This is a genomic window from Streptomyces carpinensis, from assembly GCF_002154505.1.
Taxonomy (GTDB): Bacteria; Actinomycetota; Actinomycetes; order Streptomycetales; family Streptomycetaceae; genus Streptomyces; species Streptomyces carpinensis.
This window is the reverse complement of sequence record NZ_MUBM01000346.1, coordinates 472-3,710: the sequence shown is the minus strand read 5'-3', so window position 1 is coordinate 3,710 and position 3,239 is coordinate 472. Positions and strand designations below refer to the sequence as shown.

Sequence of the window (3,239 nt, the reverse complement as noted above, 5' to 3'; positions counted from 1 at the left end):
CCCATCGGCCCCCAACCCGTCCGCACGCTGGGAAAAGTGCCGGACCGACCCCGGCCGCGCGGCCCTGCGACGTGACCGCGGCCCAGGTCCGACGGGGCAAACAGCCGGGGTGGTTAGGGGTGTCGTCACGAATCGGGCCCGACCTAGCGTGCGAAGACCTCGTGGCTGAGTCAGCCCACAGCAAACGACACCGAGCTTGGAGCGTGCAGATGTCCGCGGGCTTCGTTCCTGACGCTGATCCCCTGTCCGGTGCGGAGGCCCGGCCGGGAGCCGGACTCGCCCACCGGCTGGCAGGCCTGCCGGAGACCGAGCAGGGGCGCATCCTCCTCGATCTGGTGTGCGCGCAGGCCGCAGACGTGCTGCGCGCCACGACCCGGCCGGACACCGGGACCGTCACCGATACCGGCCGCTCCTTCAAGGAACTCGGCCTCGACTCCGTCGGCCTGGTCGAACTGCACGCCCGGCTCAACGCCGCCACGGGACTGCATCTGCCGGTGACCGCGGCCTTCGACCACCCCAGCCCCGAACTGCTCGCCGGGCATCTGCGCGCCGAACTCCTCGGCACGGGCACCGAACCCGTCAGCGGGCGCAGCCGGCGGGCGAGCGGTGACGACGACGATCCCATCGCCGTCGTCGGTCTCGGCATGCGCTTCCCGGGCGGCCTGCGAACCCCCGACGAACTGTGGGAGCTTCTCGCCGAGGGCCGCACCGCCGTCGGCGCCTTCCCCGAGGACCGCGGCTGGAACCTCGACACCCTCTTCGACGACGACCCCGACAAGCCCGGCACCTGCTACAGCCGGGTCGGCGGATTCCTCTACGACGCACCCGAGTTCGACGCCGAGTTCTTCGGGATCGGCCCGCGCGAGGCGCTCGCCATGGATCCCCAGCAGAGGCTGCTCCTGGAGACCGCCTGGGAGGCCCTGGAGCGCGGCGGCATCGACCCCGGCTCGCTGCGCGGCAGCAGTACCGGCGTCTTCGTCGGTGCCGGCCCCACCGAGTACGGCACCCGGGTGCAGGACGCGCCCGAGAGCCTCACCGGCTACCTCGTCACGGGCGGAGCCCTCAGCGTCGCCTCGGGCCGTGTCGCCTACACCCTCGGCCTCGAAGGGCCGGCGCTCACCGTCGACACCGCCTGCTCCTCCTCGCTGGTCGCCCTGCACCTGGCCGTGCAGTCGCTGCGGCGCGGCGAGTGCGACCTGGCGCTGGCCGGTGGCGTCACGGTACTGAGCACCCCGGGCCTGTTCACCGAGTTCAGCAGGCAGCGCGGGCTCGCCCCCGACGGTCTGATCAAGGCGTTCGCGGCGGGCGCAGACGGCACCAGCTTCGCCGAGGGCGCGGGACTGCTCGTCGTGGAGCGGCTGTCCGACGCCCGCCGCAACGGACACCCCGTGCTCGCGCTCGTCCGGGGCTCCGCGATCAACCAGGACGGCGCCAGCAACGGCCTGACCGCGCCCAGCGGCACCGCACAGCAGCGCGTCATCCTCCAGGCCCTCGCCGACGCGGGGCTCACCCCGGACGAGGTCGACGCGGTCGAGGCCCACGGCACCGGCACGACGCTCGGCGACCCGATCGAGGCCGGGGCTCTGATCGCCACCTACGGCAGGGACCGCGCGGACGGACAGCCGCTGTGGCTGGGCTCGGTGAAGTCCAACATCGGCCACACCCAGGCCGCGGCCGGCGTCGCCGGCATCACCAAGCTGATCATGGCGATGCGGCACGGCATCCTGCCGCGCACCCTGCACGTCGACGAGCCCACCCCCAATGTCGACTGGTCGGCGGGCACGGTACGCCTGCTCACGGACCCGGTGCCCTGGCCGGCCGACACCGCCCGCCCCCGCCGCGTCGGCATCTCGGGCTTCGGCGTCAGCGGCACCAACGCCCACCTGATCCTGGAGGAACCGCCCGCCGAGGACACCGGGCAGCCGGCCCGCGACGAGGCCGAGGGCGAGCGGCCCGCCCTGCTGTCGGTCTCCGGGCGGTCCGAGGCGGGGCTGCGGGCGCAGGCCGAGCGGCTGGCCGCGTTCGTCGAAGGGGCGCCCGACCTCTCGCCCGCCGACCTCGGGTTCTCGCTCGGGACCACCCGGGCCGCCCTGGAGCACCGGGCCGTCGTGGTCGCCGACGACCGGGACCGGCTGCTGACCGCGCTGCGGGCCATCGCCGACGGCGCCACCTGCGCCGACGCGCGGACCGGGGCCGCCCCGGCGGGACGGCTCGCGTTCCTCTTCACCGGGCAGGGCAGTCAGCGGCTCGCCATGGGCCGTGCCCTGTACGGCGCGTTCCCGGTGTTCGCCGACGCACTCGCCGACGCCATCGGCTATCTCGACCTGCAACTCGAGGTGTCCCTGTGGGACGTACTGTTCGCACCGGAGGGCTCCGCGCACGCCGCGCTGCTCGACGAGACCCGGTACGCCCAGCCCGCCCTGTTCGCCGTCGAAGTGGCCCTGTTCCGGCTGCTGGAGTCCCTCGGCGTACGGCCCGACTACCTCGCCGGACACTCCATCGGCGAGATCACCGCCGCGCACGCGGCCGGCGTGCTCGACCTGGAGGACGCCGCCACCCTCGTCGCCGCCCGCGGCCGCCTCATGCAGGCCCTTCCCGAGGGCGGCGCGATGGTCGCGCTCGAGGCCACCGAGGACGAGGTGCGGCCGCTGCTCACCGGCGAGGTCGGGATCGCCGCCGTCAACGGACCGCGGTCCGTGGTGATCTCGGGCGCCACGACACCCGCTCTGGCGCTCGCCGAGACCTTCGCCGCAAGGGGCCGCAAGACCAAGAGGCTGCGCGTCAGCCACGCCTTCCACTCGCCGCTCATGGAGCCCATGCTCGACGAGTTCCGTCGCATCGCCACGATCCTCACCTACCGGTCGCCGCGCATCCCCGTGGTGTCCACGCTCACCGGCCGCCTCGCCGGCGCCGAGGAGCTGTGCTCCCCCGACCACTGGGTCCGGCATGTGCGCGAGGCCGTCCGCTTCCACGACGGCATCGACTGGCTCACCCGCCAGGGCGGCGTACGCACCTTCCTCGAACTGGGCCCCGACGCCGTCCTCAGCGCCGTCGGCCAGGACTGCCTGCCGGATGCCGCCGCCGACACCACCGCGTTCGCCGCGCTGCTGCGCGCCGGCAAGGACGACGTCCACGAGACCCTGTGCGCCGTCGCCCTCGCGCACGCCCGCGGCGCGGCCGTCGACTGGTCCGCGCTGTACGAGGGGGCGCATCCGCGCCGCGTCGACCTGCCCACCTAC

1 protein-coding gene is annotated in these 3,239 nt (G+C 74.2%); it reads left to right on the top strand.

The annotated features are described in order from the left end of the window. Positions 1-203: 203 nt before the first annotated feature. Positions 204-3,239, top strand: a 3,036-nt coding sequence (locus tag BZY54_RS37545) for a type I polyketide synthase (RefSeq protein ID WP_425276353.1), incomplete at its 3' end; no start/stop codon positions are given.